General features: G+C 43.4%; 18 protein-coding genes. 8 read left to right on the forward strand and 10 right to left on the reverse strand.

Going from position 1 to position 21,564, the window contains the following annotated elements; translation table 11 throughout:
* Window position 1: 1 nt before the first annotated feature.
* Window positions 2-2,380: a glycoside hydrolase family 3 C-terminal domain-containing protein gene (locus tag BUE31_RS27855; protein WP_073407156.1), complete on the forward strand. Its 2,379-nt coding sequence runs from the start codon at window positions 2-4 to the stop codon at window positions 2,378-2,380.
* Window positions 2,381-2,557: 177 nt separating this feature from the next.
* A complete protein-coding gene (locus BUE31_RS27860) occupies window positions 2,558-3,337 on the forward strand; it encodes a DUF3667 domain-containing protein (RefSeq protein ID WP_073407157.1) in 780 nt (259 codons plus the stop codon).
* A gap of 678 nt (window positions 3,338-4,015) precedes the next feature.
* Here BUE31_RS27860 and BUE31_RS27865 read toward each other — a convergent pair.
* From BUE31_RS27865 to BUE31_RS27910, 10 genes are all read right to left on the reverse strand, one after another.
* Entirely contained in the window at window positions 4,016-4,180 is a 165-nt protein-coding gene (locus BUE31_RS27865) for a hypothetical protein (RefSeq protein WP_200801999.1), read from the reverse strand.
* Between the two features lie 77 nt (window positions 4,181-4,257).
* Window positions 4,258-5,595, reverse strand: a complete 1,338-nt coding sequence (locus BUE31_RS27870) for a TolC family protein (protein ID WP_073407159.1) — start codon at window positions 5,593-5,595, stop codon at window positions 4,258-4,260.
* 12 nt (window positions 5,596-5,607) lie between these two features.
* Window positions 5,608-6,729 (reverse strand): ABC transporter permease, encoded by a 1,122-nt coding sequence (locus BUE31_RS27875; RefSeq protein WP_073407160.1) that lies wholly within the window; start codon window positions 6,727-6,729, stop codon window positions 5,608-5,610.
* A 4-nt stretch (window positions 6,730-6,733) separates the two neighbouring features.
* The gene (locus tag BUE31_RS27880; protein WP_073407161.1) at window positions 6,734-7,681 is read right to left on the reverse strand and encodes an HlyD family secretion protein; all 948 of its coding nucleotides are present in this window, start codon (window positions 7,679-7,681) and stop codon (window positions 6,734-6,736) included.
* Window positions 7,682-7,692: 11 nt separating this feature from the next.
* Entirely contained in the window at window positions 7,693-8,376 is a 684-nt protein-coding gene (locus BUE31_RS27885) for an ABC transporter ATP-binding protein (protein ID WP_073407162.1), read from the reverse strand.
* 19 nt (window positions 8,377-8,395) lie between these two features.
* Window positions 8,396-9,109 carry an outer membrane beta-barrel protein gene (locus BUE31_RS27890; RefSeq protein ID WP_073407163.1) on the reverse strand — a complete coding sequence of 238 codons (714 nt, stop codon included), beginning with the start codon at window positions 9,107-9,109 and terminating at the stop codon, window positions 8,396-8,398.
* Window positions 9,110-9,129: 20 nt separating this feature from the next.
* Window positions 9,130-10,125, reverse strand: a complete 996-nt coding sequence (locus BUE31_RS27895; protein ID WP_083620436.1) for a hypothetical protein — start codon at window positions 10,123-10,125, stop codon at window positions 9,130-9,132.
* A gap of 18 nt (window positions 10,126-10,143) precedes the next feature.
* A complete protein-coding gene (locus BUE31_RS27900) occupies window positions 10,144-10,542 on the reverse strand; it encodes a DoxX family protein (protein ID WP_073407164.1) in 399 nt (132 codons plus the stop codon).
* A gap of 173 nt (window positions 10,543-10,715) precedes the next feature.
* Window positions 10,716-11,417: a hypothetical protein gene (locus BUE31_RS27905; protein WP_234997923.1), complete on the reverse strand. Its 702-nt coding sequence runs from the start codon at window positions 11,415-11,417 to the stop codon at window positions 10,716-10,718.
* Between the two features lie 154 nt (window positions 11,418-11,571).
* A complete protein-coding gene (locus BUE31_RS27910; RefSeq protein ID WP_073407166.1) occupies window positions 11,572-12,525 on the reverse strand; it encodes a helix-turn-helix domain-containing protein in 954 nt (317 codons plus the stop codon).
* A gap of 597 nt (window positions 12,526-13,122) precedes the next feature.
* Between BUE31_RS27910 and BUE31_RS27915 the strand changes: the two genes are divergently transcribed.
* The 6 genes from BUE31_RS27915 to BUE31_RS27945 all read left to right on the forward strand — a co-directional run bounded on the left by BUE31_RS27915 (window position 13,123) and on the right by BUE31_RS27945 (window position 21,548).
* Window positions 13,123-13,734, forward strand: a complete 612-nt coding sequence (locus tag BUE31_RS27915) for an RNA polymerase sigma factor (protein ID WP_073407167.1) — start codon at window positions 13,123-13,125, stop codon at window positions 13,732-13,734.
* On the forward strand, window positions 13,731-14,174 hold the full coding sequence (locus BUE31_RS27920) for a hypothetical protein (RefSeq protein ID WP_073407168.1): 444 nt from the start codon (window positions 13,731-13,733) through the stop codon (window positions 14,172-14,174). The genes BUE31_RS27915 and BUE31_RS27920 overlap by 4 nt, the downstream gene beginning before the upstream one ends.
* A 59-nt stretch (window positions 14,175-14,233) precedes the next feature.
* On the forward strand, window positions 14,234-14,668 hold the full coding sequence (locus BUE31_RS27925) for a hypothetical protein (protein WP_073407169.1): 435 nt from the start codon (window positions 14,234-14,236) through the stop codon (window positions 14,666-14,668).
* Window positions 14,669-14,762: 94 nt separating this feature from the next.
* A complete protein-coding gene (locus BUE31_RS27930) occupies window positions 14,763-17,177 on the forward strand; it encodes a M1 family aminopeptidase (RefSeq protein ID WP_073407170.1) in 2,415 nt (804 codons plus the stop codon).
* A gap of 81 nt (window positions 17,178-17,258) precedes the next feature.
* Window positions 17,259-18,653: a S41 family peptidase gene (locus tag BUE31_RS27935; RefSeq protein WP_083620442.1), complete on the forward strand. Its 1,395-nt coding sequence runs from the start codon at window positions 17,259-17,261 to the stop codon at window positions 18,651-18,653.
* An 825-nt stretch (window positions 18,654-19,478) separates the two neighbouring features.
* Window positions 19,479-21,548 (forward strand): collagen-like domain-containing protein, encoded by a 2,070-nt coding sequence (locus tag BUE31_RS27945; protein ID WP_073407173.1) that lies wholly within the window; start codon window positions 19,479-19,481, stop codon window positions 21,546-21,548.
* Window positions 21,549-21,564: the final 16 nt, after the last annotated feature.

The following is a 21,564-nucleotide window of genomic DNA, read 5'->3' on the forward strand; positions in this document are numbered from 1 at the left end:
AATGATACCATCAAAAAAATTATCACCCAATATCCTCTTGCTTTTATGCGTCTGCGGATTTTCGTTATCAGTTCGGGGACAGCAATCAACAAAGTTGCCACAGTTAGGAAAGTCTTCTGTAAAGGAAGTGATTGCCGCTATGACGCTTGAGGAAAAAGCATCGTTGGTTGTGGGCGGAGGACTCAATATCCCTCCTGCGATGAGGAAGAATAAAATGTTTGCTGGCATGGTTGCACAGCCAGGTACTTTAGCAGCAAATACGGTTAATCCAGTGCCAGGTACTGCCGGAAACACGATTGCGATACCAAGGCTGGGCATACCCTGTATCGTGGTAAACGATGGCCCCGCAGGCTTACGCATGATAGGGGGCTTTGGGGGGCAAAAGTATGAATGCACGGCGTTCCCGGTAGGGACTCTGTTAGCATCAAGTTGGGATAAAGACCTGATTTTTAAGACCGGGCAAGCGTATGGCAATGACGTATTGGAATATGGGGTCGATATATTGCTCGCTCCTGGCATGAACATACAGCGAAATCCGTTATGCGGCAGGAATTTCGAATACTATTCTGAAGACCCATTGTTATCAGGCACCATAGCTGCCGCCATGGTAAACGGCATACAGTCGCAGGGTGTAGGCGTATCCATAAAACATTTTGCTGCGAACAATCAGGAGACAGACCGTCAAACCGTAAATACGATTGTAAGCCAACGGGCACTTCGCGAAATATATCTTGAAGGTTTCAGAGTCGCATCCAGGGAATCACACCCATGGACCGTCATGTCCTCCTACAATTTACTAAACGGGAAATACACATCCGAAAACTACGATCTGCTAACTACAGTATTAAGAAAAGAGTGGGGCTACAACGGGCTTGTGATGAGCGATTGGGGTGCCGGAAAAGACGCGGTTGCACAGATGAAAGCAGGCAACGATTTGCTGATGCCCGGCCCTAACCAGGTTAACATCATTATACAGGCAGTAAAGAACGGTAAACTGGATGAGAAGGTGCTGGACAGAAATGTGGAAGATATCCTTAATCTTATCGTTAAGACACCCCGTTTCAAAAACTACAAGTATTCAAATAAGCCTAATACAGTAGCAAATGCTGCAATGTCGCGAAAGGCAGCTACCGAGGGAATGATCTTATTGAAAAACTCCGATAGTGCGCTTCCGTTTGCGGAAAAAATTAAAAGCGTTGCGCTTTTTGGCAATACTTCCTATCAGGCGTACATAGGCGGTTCAGGGAGCGGTTATGTGGCCGTAGCTTATTCTGTAAATTTAATAGATGGCTTAAAAAATGCTGGTTATGTGACCGACGAATCCCTGAAAGAAAAATACAAGACCTATATGACGGAAAATGCTCCCAAAGGTGGCGATATGATCGCGAACATAATGGGTGGCAAAAAACGTGCGCCTGAGATGCCCGTAACAGATTCGCTGGCTGAAGAAATGGCTGGGAAATACGATATAGCGATTTTTACAGTTGGACGCAACTCGGGAGAGGGTGAAGACAGAAAGCTGGATAACGATTTTAATCTTTCGAATTCTGAAACGGCTTCAATAAACACTATTTGCAAGGCATTTCATGCCAAAGGAAAAAAGGTTATTGCCGTGCTTAACATTGGCGGGGTTATCGAAACTGCAAGTTGGAGAAGCAAACCGGACGCCATATTGCTCGCCTGGCAGCCAGGTCTCGAAGCGGGAAACGCTATAGCAGATTTACTCAGTGGAAAAGTAAATCCTTCAGGTAAACTGGCGCAAACCTTCCCGGTATCTTATGCCGATGTTCCATCGGTGAAGAACTTTCCCGGTATTGAAGTAAAAGGTGATTCGACCATAAAAAGAAAAGTGGTGTATGAAGAAGGTATTTACGTAGGCTACCGCTATTATAACACCTTTAAGGTGAAACCTGCCTATGAATTTGGCTACGGTTTATCTTATACCAATTTTACCTATAGCAACCTCAAATTGAGTTCAACTTTATTCACCGGTAAGATCGCGATGAGTGTTGACGTAAAAAATACAGGAAAAATTGCCGGAAAAGAAGTTGTACAGGTTTACCTGAAAGCACCCAAAGGAGATTTGGATAAACCTGCGGAAGAATTGAAAGGGTTTGCTAAAACCGGATTATTAAAACCAGGCGAATTGCAGACACTCACTTTTACTATTAATGCTAAAGACCTTGCTTCGTTCAACACAGTGCAATCGGCCTGGGTCGCCGATCCAGGACGATATGAAATAAAGATCGGCGCTTCCATCGAGGATATTAAACAAACTATGTCGTTTACATTGAATAAAAGAACGATCGTTGAAAAAGTTACCAGGGTGCTGATGCCTCCAATCGCCGTTGCTGAGCTGAAAAACAGAAATCAAGAATAACGGAAATGAAAGCTGAGAACAAAGAAAATGGGTGCATAACTTTCTTCGAGATAAGGCTAAGTTCATATTCGACTATTGAATACAAAGAACCTGTGCCTACCGGATGTGACCATTAATTAACTGGATAAAAAATGTAAGTTTAAGCATTCTTAGTGGACAACTAATTAAAGAAAGCAAATGGGTAAAACGTTGAAAAAACCTGCTCATAAAGTAAATGCTATAATCATCTGCAAAAACTGCGGTAACGAAGTATCTGACAATTTTTGTAGTAGCTGTGGACAACGGGCAGACACCCACAAACTGAATATGCATTTTATTTTGCATGATCTGCAACATGGACTGTTTCATTTTGATAAAGGGGTTTTGTACACTGCCAAGCAGCTTCTGACGAGACCCGGCCACACTATCCGCGAGTTTTTGGAAGGAAAAAGAGTCAGGCATTTTCAGCCACTATCCTTTGTTATTGTGCTTGCCACGTTTTATGGATTAGTTTGGCACTACTTAATTTTCGACCGCCTTCACAAGAGTCTAATTGAGCCCAGGGACGACCTAACCGGGGCTGGCGTGAAAATTGTGGCCTGGATGACTGAGCATTTTGCTTTTGACGGCCTAATCTTGATCATAATGAGCACCTTGGTTTCCTATGTCATTTTTAAAAAACAAAAATATAATCTTGTAGAACACCTCGTTTTGAATACATACTTAATGGGATTATTTTTAATCGTTAGTCTACTCGTCTTCCCGATCGTTTATATTTTCGGTGACCCAGTAACTCTCCAATATGGCATAGTTCAGCAAAGCTTTCTACTCGTTTTAATGTGCTGGTGTTATACCCAGTTCTTCAAAAATACTTCGAAAGCTAGGGTAATCGGCCTCACTTTAGTTGGCTTCTTTATTATTTCGCTTCTCAACTTGGCTATCGGCTATTTTGCCGCTTGGATTGTAACGCAATTTTAGCGGTAGAAATAAAAAATGAAGTATTGCAAAACCAACGATAAAAGATCTATGAAAATGGCTTCAATTATTCATTTGATTTGTGGCAAAGTGGGTCTCCAAGGGGATTGACCCCTCTGAATTTCATTTTAGACTGCTGGCAAAATCTGCAAACTAGTAAGTAAATGGTTCGAGTTTGGTACTGCTGGGGCTCGTGTTTTGTCAGCCGGACGTTTAACCGTTTTGAACTTTATCACGACTTTATCTGAAATTAAAAAGGCTTTACAGTGTTTTCGTAAGGCTCTGATAATAGCGCTTGAGAAATTTTTTGTTATTGACATGGTTTTCGCGTTGGTTCGAATTTGCCCCACGACCGTACTCAAATTCGAGCAATTTTTTTCAAGTCAGCTATAAAGTTATTTGAAAATAGACCTATGACCGACCCAAAAAGCCTCTCATGAAAATGAGAGGCTTTTTTATTATCTGATTATCAGTAAGTTACAATTTAATTAATAACAATCTATAAAAATTGTCATTAGCTATCAAAAACATTTATTTATCTGTTAGCCAATATATTAAGGTCTAATTTTCGGTTCGAGCCCCATTATTGTCCTTTATGGGGCAAATATTAAGAGTGGATTTTTGGCTATTTAAATAATTATAAATGTGTGCGTTATGGATTTAAATAGGGTTCGATGTCAATTACTCACTTTTTGGCGTTTTATCATCTAACAGTATACTTAGCGTAATCTCAGCCATCTTGTACATGAAATCGAGCACTTTTTGTGCTTGCTCAATAGTAAGAGTTTCGCCTTCTTTTTTCATTAGTTCGACAACTTCCTCTGGAGTAACTTTTCTTTTTTCCATTAAGATAATCGATTGATGCCGATAGTCCCTAATCTTTTGAGGTACATTTATATTAGACAATCTTTAATATCAATTAATTAAAGATTACCCATCGCTTTTTTGTATTGGATCACATCTAACAAGTATGTATAGATCGCGTTTAAATAGTTTGCTTGCGCCTGTTGCAGCGTATAATAAGTTGTAGTGAGATCGGTTGGTTTAATCGCTCCTTTTTGCAACCTGTCGGAATCTATTTTATAAAGGTCATTCGCAGATTTAAGGTTATTTTCCTGATTCTGCATGTCCTGCTGATCATTTAACAATGATGTTTTGGAGGTCTGCGCGTCATGATTATAATCCCTTTTAAGCTTTTCAGTAGTTAATTTGGCAGATTCCAGTTGAAGCTGGTAACCGCGTTTTGTCCGCTGTTTTTGGAAACCGTCAAATATGGGGATGCTAACCTTCAGACCAACATAATTATATGGATACCAGTTAGTACCATTCAATGAAAAATTATTGCTTAAATTTTGACCGGTATAGTTACCATAAAGGCTTACCGTTGGCAGGTAGGATTTATTTTGTTTGTCAATGTTTTGCTGATATATCTCTTCCTGAAGCAACTGCTGCCTGATTTCCACCCGGTCGGCAATTTGATTTTGGTCTTTGATCAAAATGCTTCCGTACTCCTGGTATAAAGTATTCAAATCATCGGTCAATACGATGTTCCCGATCGTATCTAAACCCATCCGGTAGGTTAGGTCTACCAAAGCAAGTTTGGAAGTGTTTTGGTTTTTTTGATGGTCGGATTTCGCATTTTCATAAGTAATTCGATTCTTCTCCAGATCGTAACTGGTGATAGCGCCCTTCGATAATTGGTCCTGGCTCATCGTATAGATCGCCTGGGTATTGGCCAGGTTCTCTTTAGAAAGTTTCTCCTTTTCATCGTCAACAAGAACGTTAAAATAGCTTTGGGTTACCTCCACCACCATATCTGTTTCCGATTTATTCACGTTCAACGCATCATATGCCGCCTGAACTTTGGCTATTTTCCTGTCGCCGAAATCACCGGGATTATATATTGGAACTGTTAAATTGAAAGCTGCAGTTGTTGTGAACTTCGTTCCAAATTGCACATATCTTGAAGGCACCCCTGGAGTGCCGAAGGCATCGCCGGGAATGATGTTAGTTTGCAGCTTTCCGTTATAGCGTTCGTCAACATCACCAGTCAGTTGCGGCAGTAGTTTTGATCCGTTTATTTTGACTTCATTTTGTGAATATTCAGCATTTACCTGTTGTATTTTAACTTCGTTCCTATGCTTTATTGCATTATCTATCGCATTTTTTAATGAAAGCTTCGTGCTATCCTGTGCATTGACAGCGCTGGACATCATTACCAATAAAAATGCGGCTATAAAATATATAGTGCTTTTGTTCATGATTTCTATTGTTTAACCCCTGAAGACCTGTCCCGGCTCAAGGCTTGTGATTCTTTTGATTGCGAACAGGCTGCCCAACAATGCTATCACTATGGTGATTACCATAATGGCAAACCTGATATAAATTGGAAAAACGATGATCGTACCAGTCGTGGCTACGCCGATCCTAAATATTTCTGTGATGATTGCACCGAAAACATAACCGGCAGCACCGATGATTAAGGCCTGTGTCAATATTAACTTCCTGATAAACCCATTAGTTGCGCCGATGGCTTTTAACGTTCCGTAGTCTTTGATCCGGTCAATTACCGCTGAGTAAAGGGTAAGGCCTATAATAACAAAGCCAATGATCAGAGCAAATACAATGATTGTCCCAAAAGACAAAGCGATACCGGAAGTTTTAAGCACGGTCATCACGGTTTGATAGGTTAGTTCAATTCCGTCCCAGGCCCTCACTCCGAAGAATTTACGGTTGATATGGCTAATGACGGAATCTTTCATTGAAGGGTCGCCTAACTCCACTAAGAATGCGCTTGATTTATCTGAGCTCATGTTGGTCAGGTACCGGGCTCTTTCTATGGTAGTGAAAGAATATATCCCGCCAAAACTCCTGATACCTTTGGTTTGAGCGGCATCGTAAACCTGTTTGCCATTGATCTCGAAATAATCTCCCAGCTTTAACTGACCAAGTGCATTTTTATCATAGTAATCTGTAATGAGCGCGCCGTCTTTGATCATGTCCTCTTTTTTGCCGACGTACATATTCCAGGGGCCGCCAACAAAATTGGGTGCCTGAGAGCCAACAATGACCAAGCCTGAAGACGTACCATTTGAGAACTTGGCACCTCCGCCGGAAATGACAATGGGGAAGACATTTTTAACGCCCTGAATCGTTTGCAATTCATAACCTATACGCTTATCAATTGGTGTCAGTGCGTTTACGTTGGTGCTCCGGTCATCTACAACCCAAACATAAGATTGATAGTTGCCGACAAGCACCGACATGGAATTGGCGAGAAAGATAAATATACCGGATTGCTGTCCGATCAAAAAAACCGACATCACTGTACCCATGAATGCGCCGAATGCTTTAGGCTTATCAAAAAGGATAAAGCGGAATGCGAGTTTGAACATGGCTTTATTTTATTTTAATTACACAGTCGACACGGCTGCCTATTAATACTTTGCCACCATCGTTTAATAATATTCTGACCTCCCTTACACGTCTGTCTTCCATATTTGTGGCAGCATCGGAAAAAAGAGATTTTTTGTTGAGATAAGGCGAAAGCAGGAATACTTTTCCAACCGCGATGGTGTCTGATTTACCCTGCGGCCGGATGTATGCTGTCATCCCTACCTGGACTTTTTGGGCATAGAGCTCATCGACTTCAGTTACAGCGATCAGATATCCAGCCGGCGCAAAGTCTCCTAAAGATTGATTAGCTGTGATAGAATTACCGACTTTGACATCGAATGATAGAATTGTACCGTCATAAGGTGCCCTGATCTTTTTTTGTTCCAAAATAGCTTCAGCGTAGTTCACATCACTTTTTAGTTCCTTCACACGCCCGACTGCCTGACCGACACCGGCCTGTGCGGCGTCAGCATCTTTTTTACCGGACTCCGATGTAAAACGGCTATTATCCAAATCCTGCCTGGTTACACCACCTGACTGATATAGGGCTGTGTTCCGCTGAAAATTCTCATCCGCATTCTGTGATTTAACTTTTAAGGATGAAAGGGTCGCTTCGCTGTTATCAATGACCGCGTTTTGCGTACCGAGTTTTGACTGGGCCTGTAATAATTGTGCCTGTTCGACCTGGCTGTTTAATATTGCCAGTATTTCTCCCTTTTTTACGGTATCGCCAAGGTCATGATATACTTCGGAAACGGTACCAGAAGTACGGGCAAATAAGGAAATGATCTTTTTCTCCGGTTGTATTTCCGCAAGGCCAACCACATCGTGACTGCTTCTTGCAATGGAATCCTGCTGCCGCTTCAAAGCTTCTTTGGACGGCTTACTATCTCCGCACCCCGTAAGGATACCGAGGGCAACTGATAGTATGATGATGATTGTTCTTCTCATATCGATTTGATTTAAAAGTCTGTCACTTCTTTAGCTATGCCATTATTTACTTCCACGATTCGGTGGGCGTATTGCTTTAACCTTGGGTCATGGGTAACTACAGCTACCGCTTTGCCACGTTCGGCCAATGCCCGGAGTTCCTGCATCACTACACCCATGGAGTCTTTATCCAGCGAAGCAGTTGGCTCATCACAAAGCACCAGTTTAGGATCGGTTACTAAAGCACGTGCAATGGCTATCCGTTGCTGTTGACCGCCTGAAAGCTGCTTGGGAAGATTATTCTTTCGGTCCGTCATCCCTACCAGTTCCAGCGCGCCTTTGACTTTCTTATCCGCTTCCTTACCTGATTTACCCATCAATTGTAAAGGCATGGCTATGTTTTGTTCGGCATTAAGCGGGGCTAACAAGTTGAAATTCTGAAAGACAAAACCAATAGTGTTCAGTCTTACCCTGGATAGTTGGGACTGCGACATATCATTGACGAAATTATCCTCTACCCAAAGTTTGCCTGCTGTCGGATATATTACGCAGCCCAGTAACGATAAGAGCGTCGTCTTGCCGGACCCGGAAGGACCGATGATTAAGAGTAACTCACCTTCCCGCACCTCCAATGTTGTTGGTTGTAAGGCAATCAGTGTCTGATCACCAACTTTATATTCCTTGGATACATTCTCCAGTTTTGCAATTGTTCCCATGATATGCGCTGTTGTCGTATTACTTATGTTTTTTCCGGCGCATATAAATGAAACCAGCGGTCAGTCCGGCGGAATTCAGGTATGCTTTTGTCGGAAGATTTGAATTTGTTGCGTTGAGGAATTGTTTGTAATAGAGTCCGGCGGTCAGCTTGATATTGTCTGCAATCCAGTAGTCAGCTCCTGCCCGAAGATCTCCGGCGAAATTGAAACGGTCGAAACCGACAGGCTGGCTATCGTTGTTTTTTGAGCCACCATAGTTAAATACTGTAGCCTCGCCGATAAATACAGCCGGGGACACTCCACCGCCAACGTAAAGATTCCAGCAAATTTTCTTAAGGAAATCGTATTTCAGATCGAGTGGAGCGGTAACATAACGGTAATGGTACGCGGTAGATGCGCTGATGTTTGTTCCATCAGAATAGCTTAATATCTGCTCCCTGGTTTTGAAACCAAGTTCATCATAGGCTAAACCGGAATTAATACTTAAAACGTCGGTAATGCGGTAATTTGCAACCATACCCGCAGTAAAGCTGGTGCGCCTGATCTCGGTGCTGTTCTTATCATCCTTTAAAAAATTCTCTGACCCGTCGGAGGTCAGGATACGGAAATTACTGGTTCCCCCTACAGTTATTCCATAAGACCACTTTTTGAAGTTGTTGTAAGCGCTAGTTTCCTGCGCAAACAGGAAATGACTTGAAAGGAGAAAGAAAAACAAAAACGTTAATTTTTTCACAGCAGATGGTTTAAGGTGTTTTATTTTAAAGTGGCTACGTAATCTTTGATCAGTTGTAAACCTTCCTGGTGAACTATCGTAGTCCCAAGCAGCGGCATCTCACCTTTGGTTACTTTCTCTACCATCTTATCTTTTCGCTTTTCGATATCGGTTTGGTCAAACGGCACGGCGTAGCCCATAAACAGCTTAGTGCCTTTGGCGAAGCCGGTTGAACTATGGCAATGAGCACAGTTAATTTCCAGGTAAGCCCTGGCTTGGTCAGTTACCGAAAATTTCGGATCAAAGGCCTGCGGCAGCGCCTGTACACCATTGGGATCGAAGGTGCTCATGATACCCAATGATTGAAAGTAGGCTAACTGGTTTTGTGTATGGCCGTTGACCGTAACATCCATATTCATGTTTCTCAGTTTCGGACCAATGGGGATAATTTCATTATTCGAATTATGACAAGTCTGGCATTCCCTTATATTAGGGATATGGTAACTGATGGCCATTTTTTGACCGGTGGCTGTAATCCAGGCAACATCAGTATTCGAACCGCTTTGCTGTAAATAAGCTTCAGTTTGCGCGCTGTTCCAGACGTAAGTCGCCAGGTTCCAGGAACCCTGGCTTTTAATCAGCAGCCTGGTTTCTATCATACGCTTGCCCTTGGTAGAATCACGGGCATCATTGAAATAATAAAATGTTTTGACAATCATCGTGCTATCTGGAAAGGATGGTAAGCCGTCGTCGAGTTTTGTCAATTTTGAATCAGCGGGAAGTTTGATCAGCCTTTGCTTTTCAGCATAATCCGTAAATAAGGTGGTTGCCAGATTATATAGGTGAAATCCGGGATTAGGTGACATGTTGCCCGGCGTACCATGGAAAATATGATAACTGGATAATGTCGGCTGGAAGGCAACAGTGATATTATCACTGCCTTTTAGATTATCTTTCTTACAGGAATTTAACGCACCTATACCCAGTACGAAAACTGATAAGGTGCCAATAATGATCGCTTTCTTTGAAATTTTCATAGTCCTGGTTTGATGTGTTTATAATTTTGGTGCGCGGAAAGTGTTGAACATATTTGGATCACGAAGCCATTGTGTGATCCAAACGATTACCAGTAATACCGACTGGAATACGAAATTCTCACCATGTTCCATATGTGTTACTATTGCGCCGCCGAGATGGGCTGATAAAAAAAGAACGGCGATTAAAGATGTCTTTGGAAAAACAAAAGTGATAATGGTTATAAGTTCTCCTAAACCGATCAGGGTCACCCTGCCATCAAGACCATAGTGGACGAATTTCTGGTAAGCTTCACCGGTCGGATTTGCAGCCGCAATCAGTTTACTGATAGCGCTCGGTATAAAAATCAATGCCAGTAAACCGGTTAATACCCAGCCCGCGATTTTTTTTCTTTTGGATAAATTTTCAGAGTTGCTCATAATCTAATTTTGTTAATGAATCAATCAGGCTTTTTTGTAAAGTTGTTCCGATTGACATTGCAAAACTATGCCGGCACACAGCCCCACTGTTAGGTTGATGTCTGCAACAAATGGGATAAATCAATCATTCCATTAGAATAGCGTGCAATGGTGCCTTCCCGGCAGGCTGATTTTCAGTCTTTCTGTAATTGTTCTGCTGCAAGCCTTTCGTTTAAACCAGCTATCATGATTTTGAATGTGGTATAATCAAAGGTGCCACCGAGCGGCCGAACTACAGGATAGTGATACCAGGCAATATGACTTCTCCACCGGAAGATTATTTTGGTATGGTTGCTGTCTATAGGTTTCAGCATCGTAAGGATACTGATGTCCATCGGCCTTATAGGCTTGGTTTCACCTTTCTTTGGATTGATTTTCCGGATACATTCTATCAGCAATATATGTGGGCATTGAACCTGAACGACATGTTGAACGCCCGTACCCCAGTCGTCAAGGTAATCTCCAACTTTCACTTGCTGATAGGTGGTATCGATCTTGCGAATGGCATAACTTTTTAAAATATTTTCCATCCATGATGGTGCATGCCAGCCTGCCCGGCGTTTACCAAGTTGCTGTATCCAGGGCCATACTTCGTCAATGGAGCCATTCAAAACGACGGAGCGGTCTATGGTCCAATTAGAATGAGCGACAATGTCATCACCGGGAAGTTTTCTCTTTAAATCGGAACTGGCTACACCTGACCGCCTGCTAATCCACAATGAACCAATCAGTAAAACCGGTATAATAATTAAACGGGGACTAATTTTAAAGGTCTTCTTTTCATCCTGCTTTGCCATCTCTCTTGCCTCTGCTTTATTGGCGAGAACAACTATCAAGACAACTGCGATCAGAACCCTGCGGCATAAAGAGGGACGGATTTTCTGTTTGCTGTTCCATAGCTCCATGTATTGGTCATAGTTAGATAAGCAGCAAAGTTCAAAGGAAAAGAGATTTAGTTCTCAGGTCATTTCAGGCCATTAACAGGACAAATCATGCAACATCGAGATATTCGAAGCTCTCCCGATATTCTTTAGGAGTAAAACCGGCATGTTTTTTAAAATGTCTGCTGAAATAGGAAAAGTCTTCAAACCCCAAAAAATAGGCTATTTCTGAAATATTCTTTTCAGTTTGCGTAAGCATTACTTTAGCTTCCAGGATAATCATATCAGCTATGTGAGCTGTTGCCGGTTTTCCCGTGCGATCTTTCACACACTTATTGAGGTGATTGGGAGATACATTTAACAAGCCTGCATAAAATGTAACAGACCGCTGTTGAAGTGCAAACTTTTTCAGGCTTTGCAGGAAACGATGGGTCAGGATTTCAGCAGCCCCATATATTTTTTTGTCTGTCAAAAAAGTGGAGTGTCGCTTCATTTGCAATAACAACTGACATAGCAACAAACCAATCATGACCTTGCGTTCCGCCTGCCGATTGAGGTGCTCCCTTTCCATTTTTTTGAGTAGATAAGCCACTTCGTCGCTGGCATCTGCATCTAAATTGATCAGCGGGTTGCCATCCGGTTGAAAAAAAGGCAGTTCGTCAAGTGAGTTTTGATTCTTGAGCAGTTGGAGGATATATTCTTTATCAAACAGGCAATAATAACCTTCGGCATCTGTACTCAAAGATTCAGTACTCATAATGTTGCCGCTTTTATAAAACCAGATGGTGTCGGGACCAATCACATAGCGCTGTAGCGCGTCGGTACGAATCATTTGCCCCTTTGTCAGCCAGCAAAAGTGATAGGTTGTGCTACGGCCGGGAGGGATCGGAAATTTGATATGCCGTCCAAATTCTTCAATACGCATGATTGAAAATACACTATGTTCAGGATATATACCGTCCGGTGTTTGCGTTGCCTTTGGTATCAGGTCATGCCCATCCGCATTAACGAATTCTTTGACAAATTCATTTGGTGTTAAAAAAGAAAGCGGACGTTTATTCATAATAAATATTATCTAAGATACACATGAATTTTAGATAGATTGTTAGTGACTTTATTTATTCGATACATTTTGCTATAAAATGAACATTCGATTATTTTTATGGTTCGAAATCCGTACCATAAACGTCTTTAAATCCGGGCAATTTTCTGTAAATCAGCTATAAATTGGTTCGAAATTTGAACCATGATAGACCCGAAGCCTCTCATGAAATGGGGGGCTTTTTTTAATTTGTGATTTCCAGTAAATTATCTATTTATTGGTGCCAAGTTCAAAACATGGTGTAATTGATAGAAATTTATTATATAACTATTTATCAATTAGTTATATATATATATTCGGGCCCCAATGCAATCCTTTTATGGGGTGATATTTTTTTAGTTTAACTCATTTGCTATTATCATCCAACAATTGACTTAAAGTTAGTTCCGACATTAGCTACATAAAATATAGTGCCTTTTGAGCTTGCTCGATAGTTATTTCGTCGCACTCTTTCTTAAGTAATTCCTATGTGTTAATTTAGATTCTTCAGTAAGTCTCTAAAAACTTGTAAAAGTATTATTGCAACTTTATCACCTGGAACCGGTCTAATCAATCAAAGTGGATCATTCTTTGGAAAATCATGCAGGGGATAAAGAATTGGTTGATGAGGTGTTGGCCGGTAACCGCTATGCTTTCGGCAAGATCATCAAAAATACAGAAGGGCTGGTGGCGATGATCGTTTTCAAAATGATCGCTAACAGCGGTGACCGCAAGGACCTGGTACAAGATATTTATCTGAAAGCGTTTCATGGCCTGGCTAACTTCCGGTTCATGTCTAAACTCTCCACCTGGATCGGACAGATCGCTTACCATACCTGTTTGCATTACCTTGAGAAAAAAAAGCTGCTATTACTGGATCAAACGGGCGATGGGGAGGAAACTTCTGAGCTGACCCTGGAAGCACTCAGCAACCGCAATTTAAGCCCTTCCGAAAATGAAATCGAAAAAAGGCTGATCAGAAAGGAATTAAACAATATCCTGGAAAAAGAGATCGGTAAGCTCCAGCCGGTTTACCGCACGCTGCTTAGCTTATACCGGGAAGAACTAAGCAATGAGGAAATGGTTCAGATCACCGGCCTGCCGGAAGGCACTATAAAAAGTTATCTCTTCCGTACGCGGAAAACATTAAAAGAAAATATATTGACCAACTATAAAAAGGAGGACTTATGAACAATGATCATTTGAGCGAAGCAGAAATTCAGGAATACGCGCTTGGGACGGCGGGCTTAAACACGAAAGAACATATCGGCTCCTGTGCGATCTGTGAAGCTAAAGCAGCCAATTACCGGCTGATTTTTTCAGCAATGGACCAATTGCCCCAGCCTGCTTTTGATTTCGATGTTACCAGCCTTATGCTGGCGCAGCTACCCCAGCCTGAAACCTCTCCGGACAGGGATGAGCGCCGGTTTTATTTGCTCATTTTTGGCGCACTGGCTTCGATCAGCATCCCGGTTTATGTATACCGGGTGTACTTTTTTAAAATGTTCTCCGGTATTTTGCCGGCGGCCATGTATCTGGTTATACTGGTCACGGTATTTATACTCGTTTTCCAGGGCATCGAAATGTTCCGTAAATATCGAAAACAGCTAAATATCTTAAATTACAAATAAACTGCAACTTAAAAAGGGGCTACCGTTCTTATACATTATAAACAGCATTAAAAAAGAACATGAAAAAAATCATCATCACTATAGGCGCTGTGGCAGGCACATGGACCGTCGCAGCAGCTCAAAATTCAAACGCTGCTGATTATAACTTCAAATATGATGCGCTTCACACGTCCTACACGATACTGACCATCGTGGTATTTGGCATAATGATACTCACCTTTATCAGATGGTTACTGGACTACCGGCTTAAAAACAAGCTAATCGAAAAGAGCCCGCCAGACCATGTGGTATCCCAGCTCTTACAACCGATTACCAGTGACAATAAGAACGTAGCCATCAAATGGTTTGCCCTGTTAATGGGCCTGGGGACGGGGTTGTCCTTTGTAGATTATTTCCAACCGCTCGGCATCCATTCCCTGGCGATCATGTCCTTCAGCCTTGCAGCCAGTTTCCTGGGCTATTATTTTTATATCAACCGCCGGGAAAAACCATAACTAGTTCGGTAAAATATTGAAACAATCTTTTTGAAAAACACTGCCCTGAAAGCGGGCCTGGAAAAATACTGCCTTAATTTAACCTTAAATGTATATGAAACCAATTAAACGATATACCATCAAACCCATTTGCATACTGCTTTTTGTGTGCTACCTGATCCTCCTTACCGCGTTGTTTTCCCGGGTTTCGGCCCAGGACCTCAAATCTGCCTTCCCGGTAAAAGGTTACAGGGAAACCGCTGCTAAAGTCAATGACTTGGTGCATACCAAACTTAATGTGCGTTTTGACTATAAAAAACGCTATTTATATGGCAAGGAATGGCTGACCCTGCATCCTCATTTTTACCCGACAGATACCCTCCGGCTCGATGCCATAGGGATGGATATTTACGCGGTCTCGACCATCAAAAAAGGAAAACTCACGCCACTGCATTTTGCCTATGATAGCCTCACCCTAAACATCAAACTGGATAAGGTTTACCAGCCAGCCGAAGACTATACCCTCTATATTACCTATACAGCAAAGCCTGAAAAATTGAAGGGAAGACGTAACAACGAACATGGCTTGTATTTTATCAACCCGGACGGTACCGAAAAGGATAAACCAACGCAGATCTGGACGCTTGGCGAACCGGAAAATAATTCTTGCTGGTTCCCGACGATCGACAAGCCGGATCAAAAAACTACGCAGGAGATCAGTATGACCGTTCCTGGCAAATATGTGACCTTATCCAACGGCCGCCTGGCATCGCAGAAAAACAATCCTGACGGCACCCGTACCGATACCTGGAAAATGGAATTGCCGCATTCGCCCTACCTGTTCATGATGGCAGTGGGCGACTTTAAGATCATTAAGGACAGCTGGCACGGAAAGGAAGTCAGCTATTACCTGGAACCGAAATACGCCCCTTATGCGAAAGATAATTTCGGTGCTATACCTGAAGCCATTGATTTTTTTTCCAAAACTTTGGGGGTTGACTTCCCCTGGAATAAATATGCGGAGGTATCTGTTCGTGATTATGTAGGCGGGGCGATGGAAAATACGACCGCAGCTATATTCGGCCCAGTTTCCACCACAAGGGAACTGGCAGACAGTTATTACAATCCGGGTATGGAACATGAGCTGTTCCACCAATGGTTTGGCGACTATGTGACCTGTGAAAGCTGGAGTAACATCACCCTGAATGAATCCTTTGCCGATTTTGGAGAACTGATCTGGCTGGAGCACAAATACGGTAAGGATGCGGCGGACGCCCATCTCCAGTACGGCTTGCAAAATTACCTGGACAGTCGGGATGCCCGTACCAAAAACCTGGTCACTTTTTATTATAACAATCCCAAGGACCCCTTTGGTATTACCTATTCCAAAGGGGGGCGCGTTTTAAATATGCTGCGGAACTACCTGGGCGATACTGCATTTTATAAAGGTTTGCACTTTTACCTGACCACCTACGCCTTTAAAAATGCCGAAGTGCCGCAATTGAGAATGGCGCTGGAAGAAGCCAGCGGACTTGACCTGAACTGGTTCTTTAACCAGTGGTATTATGGCGCGGGCCACCCGGTGCTGGATATCCGGTACCAATGGGACGAGGCGGCAAAAACGCAAATAGTTTTTATACAGCAAAAACAGGATGGAACCGCTTTTACCTTACCGGTTGCGGTGGATGTGTATGTTAATGGTGCAAAAGAACGCCACAGGGTTTGGCTCCGCAGCAAAGCGGATACGTTAACTTTTAATGCGTCCTCAAAACCCGACCTGGTGAACGTTGATGCAGATAAAATACTGGTTGCAGAGAAGATCGATCATAAGACTCCGGCAGAGCTGGTTTACCAATATTTTCATGCGCCGCTTTACCTCGACCGTTATGAAGCCATGGACTTTGCAGAAAAAAACACGGATGAACCGGAAGTACAGCGCGTGCTGATCGCCGCTTTAAAAGACCCCTTCTCCGGCCTGCGCCGGAAGGCGATCTGGGCACTTAACCAGAACAAGGAAGATATCCGTAATATTAACGCCGGCCTGCGGAATGCAGCGCTGCCATTGCTTGCGAATCTTGCCAAGACAGACCCGAACAATTTGATGCAGGCAGATGCGATCAATACCCTTTCAATATTGAAAGACCCGGCCTATCTGGACCTGTTCCGACAAAGGCTTAACAGTCCATCGTATTCGGTATCAGGGGCGGCACTGAACGGCATTATCCGTTTAGACCCGGCATTGGGATTGAGTTTGGCCAAACGCTTTGAAAACGACAACGAGGGACAACTCAGTCAGGCCATCATCAGCGTCTATGCTGACCAGGGCGGCGATGGTCAATGGCTCTTTGTATACCAGCGTTATCAAGCGGCCGAAATACAGGACCAGATCCACCTGGCTAAAGCATTTTCGGGTATGATAGGGCGCTTAACCAGGCAGGAAGCCGTTTTACAAGGTATAGATGAATTAAAGCAAGTGGCTATCCGGCACAAGCGCGACGCCCTACATGATCAAATTCCTGGACAGCATTAAAGACCAGCGTACCGAGCTCAACGATCCAGCAGGCGCCAAAGCATCCGCAGATGCCATTCAGCAGATCAATGATGCAAAATAATGATATTTACATTAAATACGAATGCGATGAAACTCCTGTCAAAACCAATAATACTAATACTTTTTCTATTATTTATCCTTTTTAGAACAGCTTTTGCGCAATCTGCAAATGATCTATCAAAACCTATTGCGCCCGAATTGCTACAACAGGATTTCACCTCGTTGCACGACACGCTGCAAAAAATACACGCCGGATTATACCGCTATAAAAGCAAAGCGGAGGTAGACAGACTATTTGACCGTTGTTTCAAAAAGCTGGACCACCCGATGACCGAGGTTGCCTATTTCGCCATCATCAGCCGGCTGATCAGCGGGATAGAGGACGGACATACCGAATGCTTTCTGCCAAAGGACTTTATCAACCAGTTCATAACTCAGGTCAAGCTGTTCCCGATCCAGCCCAGGTTCATTGGTGAAAAGGCTTATGTGCCCTGCGATACCAAAGAGTTCCCGGCAGGGACTGAACTCCTGGCTATTGATCACCGAAGCATTGGCACGATCAGGAAGCGGCTATTCGAACACCTATCCTCCGATGGCGGTATCCAGACGGAAAAATACGTCAAAGTAAATGACGGCCACGATCCTTTTGCCTACCTGTATGACGTTGTTTATGGGACTCAGGAAAATTTTGAAGTAAAATATAAAACAGTCGGAGGTACCACGGCGGTAAAAACAATTGCAGGGGATTATTTAAAAAACATGGAATGCCCTTCTCCTGGGCGGGTTATACCCAATCGTTACCTGGAGCTGGCTTATCAGCCAGGTAATATCGCTGTGATGACCATCCGGACCTTTGCTAATGAATACCTGGTTCAGACCAAAGAAAACCTCACTGACTTTTTAGCCGCATCATTTAAGGAGCTGGAGAATAAAAAGATTGGCAGGCTGATCATTGACCTGCGGGAAAATGGCGGCGGTAACGACAGCAACGGGGCTTTGCTTTACAGTTACCTGACGGATCACCCCTTTGCCTATTATGCCTCCCTGAGTTCAACTACGAAAGCAATAAAGGACCATCCCGACCTGGTGGAATTACAACAACCGCATAAGGGTAATTATAAGGGAAAGGTCGTTTTCCTTACCAGTGGTAAAAGCTTTTCCGGCGCAGCTGAATTTTCATCCATTGCCAGAACCAACAACAGGGGTGCTTTTGTCGGCGAGGAAACAGGCGGCGGCTATTACGGAAATACCTCTGGCAATAAAATAACTTTCTTTCTGCCAAACACCCAAATCAAGGTAAATATCCCCTTATTTAAATATGTCATGGCAGTAAGGAAAGCTAAATACAAAGATAGGGGCACTATTCCGGATTATTTGATCGTACCGACGATGAATGATATCATTCAGCATCATGATATCCAGATGGATTTCGCACTGCAACTTGCGGCTAAATAATTAGAAATAGTAATTTAAAGATGATAGATACATTGGTAGCAAATGTTGATAACCGCCATTGCCTTAGGTTAGACTTGGACAATTGACCGGTTCGATGTTGACCCATAAACGTCGTCAAATTCGAGCTATCTTTTTTAAATCAGCTATAAAATTATTTGAAATAAGCCCCACGACCGCCCCCTTTTTTAAAAGTCTTTTTACAGTAGTAAAAGGGTTTTTTTTATGCCCTCAAAGATTTCCGATAAAAATAATAATTCGTCAGGTAAAAACTAACGTGTTGTCTTTAATACGAAAAACTGCCCAACTTGACGAAAATGTTTTACAACGGATTTCGTCAGTATGGCTACAATCAAGGAAGTGATTCTCAAACACCATAAAAAGGAGGATGGTACTTATAATATTAAGTTTCGATTGACTCACAATCCAAAAATAACTTACATCAACACGAATTATTTTGCTGGAGAAAAACAACTGAAAAAAGACTTTACTAAAAAGGACAAGTTTTTGCTAGGCCTGCAAATCATGTAGATAAAAGTACATGCCTTTTCATTCGGTACTTATTCGGCGTTATTGCCAGGCATATAACAGGTGACCGTTTCTTCAAATCACCTATGTGCATCGGGTTGGTTTAAATAACTCCGAAAACGCCGCTTGCGTTCATTGCCATGCAAATTTTCGATATCTTTTTCCTGTAATTTCCTTTCGTATATTTTTTCGTATCCTTCGTATATCATTTCTGCCCCGGACGCTGTAGTAGCTATAATTTCAGGCCGGCTTTATAAATAATTATAAGCCGGCATACATTTTACAATCATTTACTACGCAATGGGAAACAAATACAAACTCATTTACCTGCTGCTTATAGCAGTTATTGCCATAACCTCATGCACTAAAGAAGGCTTGCAGGGGCCCGATGGGGCAACCGGGCCTGCCGGCCCGACCGGGGCAACAGGGCCTGCCGGCCCGGCAGGAAAAGACGGCTCTGTCATTTATAGTGGTTCGGGGGTGCCGGTGGCCACCAACGGATCGCCGGGGGACTATTACCTCAATAAGGCAACTGGCGACCTTTACGGTCCAAAAACGGTCAGCGGCTGGGGTAGTCCAATTGGCTTAAATGGAGCCAATGGAACAAATGGGACAAACGGCAGCGTGGTATACAGCGGTAATGGCAGCCCTCTGGTAACCCTGGGAAACGTAGGTGATTATTATCTCGATAAAACCAACATCTTATTATACGGCCCCAAAACTACCTCGTGGGGAACCCCTGTGTTGTTGAGGGGCGCACAGGGTGCACAAGGACCGGCAGGTCCCGCAGGAACCGATGGCAGCATTATTTACAGTGGTAACGGCACTCCTGATACAGGTTTAGGCAAAGCAGGTGACTATTATTTTGATAAAAGCACCGGTAATCTTTATGGCCCAAAAACGGCCAGGGGATGGGGTACCGCTACTGCATTAACCGGTGCAACGGGCGCAACAGGTGCAGCCGGTGCAAATGGTTCCACTATTTTGAACGGTTCTGGCGCGCCCCCGCTGTCGCAGGGTACAATAGGAGATTTTTACCTCGACAAAAGTACCTACCTATTCTACGGTCCTAAAAATGCCGGGGGATGGGGAATACCTGTACTATTAAAAGGTGCCCAAGGTGTACAGGGGCCCATCGGCCCTGCGGGTGCCGATGGCAGCATAATTTACAGCGGAACTGGAGTACCGGATGTCGGCCTGGGTAAAAACGGCGATTACTATATTGATAAATCAACCGGGGGACTTTATGGCCCAAAAACCGCGAGAGGCTGGGGTTCACCCACTTCATTAAAAGGCGCTAATGGTTCAAATGGAACAGACGGAACAGATGGATCAACAATTTTAAGCGGATCAGGCGCGCCTATTGCAACGCAGGGTAATACCGGTGACTTCTATCTCGACAAAAATACTTACCTCTTCTATGGCCCAAAATCGGCAACAGGGTGGGGAATACCGGTATTATTAAAAGGAGCAGAGGGTGTGCAAGGCCCTGTTGGCCCCGCAGGGGCTGATGGCAGTATTATCTATAGCGGGAATGGCACACCCGATCCGCGCATCGGCGTAGCGGGCGATTATTATTTTGATAAAACAAATGGCGCTTTATATGGTCCTAAAACAAACAACGGCTGGGGGTTACCAACATCATTGGTTGGGCCGCAGGGCAATAAGGGCAGCAACGGCAGTAACGGGACAAACGGAAAAGATGGCAACACCATCCTAAGCGGCACAGGCGTACCTTCAGCAGCAATTGGTAATATCGGCGACTTTTACCTTGATACAAGCACCTTCCTGTTTTACGGCCCTAAAAGTAATAGTGGCTGGGGTACTGGCACATCATTAAAAGCAGCATCCGGCGGCGCGTCTGTAACTGCATTTGAAACAGCCGACAATACAACACTAACCTGGGCGCCGCCTGCCGGGCCAATTGGAACAAGCGGGCCGCCTTCATCATTTGTTTTGAGGCAGCAAAAAATAACCGGCGACACCTCAACAGTCTTTAAACTGCCTGACTCGCTGGCAGACGTTGTAAACCATGGGATCGTACTGGTATACCTGCATGTTGTTTCATCTGATGCTTCTGCAAGCAATTGGATACAGCTTTCTTATACAAATATCATTGTGCCATCAAATATCCAGTCGTACACCTTTAAATTAATTGTAAATGCCAACGGCGTGTTTGTTCGCATAGCCTGCAATATCTCAAACACCACCACGCAGCTATCTCCACAGTTTAACGTGGATAAGGTACGTGTAGTGGTGGTGCCCGAAAAGACTACCGGGCAGCTTGGTTCGATAAAGAAAAACGGCCCGGTACGGATAAATATGCAGCAATTACCCATCAACAACAACAGCTTTAAGAAACTAAAATAGCAACAGCACGGCCCCG

This window comes from Mucilaginibacter sp. OK098, from assembly GCF_900142915.1.
Lineage (GTDB): Bacteria > Bacteroidota > Bacteroidia > Sphingobacteriales > Sphingobacteriaceae > Mucilaginibacter.